This is a genomic window from uncultured Eudoraea sp., from assembly GCF_947258525.1.
Lineage (GTDB): Bacteria > Bacteroidota > Bacteroidia > Flavobacteriales > Flavobacteriaceae > Eudoraea.
On record NZ_CAMYIP010000205.1, the window covers coordinates 1 to 2,425 of the forward strand.

General features: G+C 36.9%; 3 protein-coding genes. 2 read left to right on the plus strand and 1 reads right to left on the minus strand.

Annotated features, from left to right (window positions below; genetic code table 11):
* Together Q0X89_RS15730 and Q0X89_RS15735 are read left to right on the plus strand one after the other, a co-directional pair.
* Window positions 1-840: TolC family protein (locus Q0X89_RS15730; RefSeq protein WP_297695908.1), on the plus strand; the 840-nt coding region annotated here is incomplete at its 5' end.
* Window positions 841-986: 146 nt separating this feature from the next.
* Entirely contained in the window at window positions 987-1,973 is a 987-nt protein-coding gene (locus tag Q0X89_RS15735; protein ID WP_297695910.1) for an efflux RND transporter periplasmic adaptor subunit, read from the plus strand.
* Between the two features lie 37 nt (window positions 1,974-2,010).
* Here the strand turns inward: Q0X89_RS15735 and Q0X89_RS15740 are convergent.
* Window positions 2,011-2,425 (minus strand): ZIP family metal transporter (locus Q0X89_RS15740; protein ID WP_297695912.1); only part of this gene is annotated, 415 nt, incomplete at its 5' end.

The window sequence follows — 2,425 nt, forward strand, 5'->3', positions numbered from 1 at the left end:
AAGAAAAATTTAAAAAAAGAGGTCACTTCCAGGTTTTATGAATATCAATATGCTAAAGAGAAGGAGTTAATTTATCGACAAATAGATAGTCTTTTTAAGAATTTCGCCGCCATTGCAGTACGACGTTTTGAACTGGGTGAAACTAATTATTTAGAAAAAATAACCTCTCAATCCAGACAAAAACAAATTCAAATTAAATTAGAACAGGCCGAACAGGATGTTGTCCTTGCCTATGGAAATATGGTAAAAATGGTACAGACCGAAGATAGTATCCTTATAGGCAGCGCGAAACATAAAAAAGTTAGTCTAAGCCCAATAAACCTCGAAAACAGCTTGGAACTGGAATATTATGCTAACAGAGTGAATCTTTTTGACAATCAACGGAAATATGAAAAGCAGCTTTTATTGCCCGATCTGAGCCTGAGTTACTTTCAGGGGTCGAACAGCGGTCTTACAAAAAATTTGTATGGCTATTATGTGGGGTTTAAAATTCCGCTGTTGTTTTTTGGACAGTCTTCGAAGATCAAAGCGAGCTCAATAGCTCGCGAAATTGCCATTGAACAATCTAATGAATACCAGGTTGTATTGAATACGCAATACATGGCACTAAATGCAAAACTGATAAAGCAGGAAAAGGCCCTAAAATATTATGAAGAAGAAGGTACCACACTGTCCGATGAAATTTTAAAAACGGCAACACTTAGTTTCAAAAATGGTGAAATCAACTACTTCCAGTATATCGTAAGTCTTGAAAACGCCTATGAAATTAAACTTGATTACCTAAATAGTCTTAATGATTACAACCAAACTGTTATTGCTATTAACTATCTAACTTATTAAAACCTAAGCTATGAATCGATTTATATACTATTTCATTGCATTTGCACTAATTTTCAGCTTATCGAATTGTAAAAATGTGGAGTCCAACAATTCCGTGGATTCTCAAACTTCAATGAAGCTTGAAGACAATTTAATTGAACTTACGAGTGACCAATTCGAGAAAAACGCTATGGTTATTGGGAGCCTTGAAGAAAACCAATGGATCTATAGATGTGCCTCCAGCCAACAGAGCTGTGGTAAGTGCGACCATGGGAGGGTATATTAAAAGCACCCATTTGCTCATAGGTGATTTTGTATCTAAAGGGCAAGCACTTGTCAAAATTGAAAACCCAGAGTTTGTTAGCCTGCAACAAGAGTATTTAGAGATAAAAGAACAACTGGCCTATTTAAAATCTGAATACGAACGCCAGCAAATTTTGAGAAAGGAAAACATCTCATCACAAAAGGTTTTTTTAAAAGCAGAAAGTGAATTCAAAAAAGCAGAAGCAACATATAATGGGCTTCGAAAGCAACTAATGATCCTTAATTTTTCCCCATCTGAAGTTGAGAAAGGAGTTATAAATACGACCTCCACATTGTATGCTCCTATAAGTGGGAGTATAACTAAAGTAAATGTAACACTGGGGATGTATGTTTCACCTGCAACTCCCATTATTGAAATCGTGGATATTGACCATATTCATTTAGAACTATCTGTTTTTGAAAAGGACATTATGAAGATTCACAAGGGTCAGGAAATTAAATTTCGAATTCCGGAAACATCATCAAAAGAATATTTAGCAACAGTTTATCTGATTAGTACTGCTATTGAAGAAAACAGGACAATAAAAGTGCATGGACATTTAAAAGATTCAACGAAACATAATTTTTTAACAGGAATGTTTGTCAATGCCTCCATAATTACATCAGATAAGATAGAAAAGAGTATACCTTCAGAGGCGGTTGTAAGTATCGATGGAACCTCATACCTCTTACTGTTAGAATCTAAGACAAAAGAAACATATAATTTTAAACCGGTAAAAGTTAAAATAGGAAAAGAGTATGATGGCTACACTACTATTGAAAATTTCACTGCCTTTCCTTCAGGTTCAAGAATTTTAACAAAAGGGGCCTTCACTCTAATAGGTGAATAACCCAAAAAAGAGAATACATCTGTTAAACAACAGCTAATCAGCTTAATCCAACATCTAACGCCATCATAATGATGAAGCCGCCAATAAAGCCCATGGTTGCAATATCTGTATATTTATCCTGTTGTGTCTCGGGGATAACCTCTTCAACAACTACAAAGATCATCGCTCCCGCAGCAAATGATAAGGCATAAGGAAGTATAGGTTGGAAGGTGAGCACTGCCCATGCGCCCAAAACAGCAGCGATGGGCTCAACCATAGCAGAGGCTTGTCCGTACGTAAAACTTTTAAGCCTGCTTAAACCCTGTCTTCTCAATGGCATTGCTACCGCAAAACCTTCGGGAAAATTCTGTAGTCCTATCCCAAGTGCCAATGCTACGGCGCCACCAATATTGGCTCCTTCAAATCCAGCAGCCACCCCACCAAAGAGTACCCCGACAGCCAGGCCTTCAGGA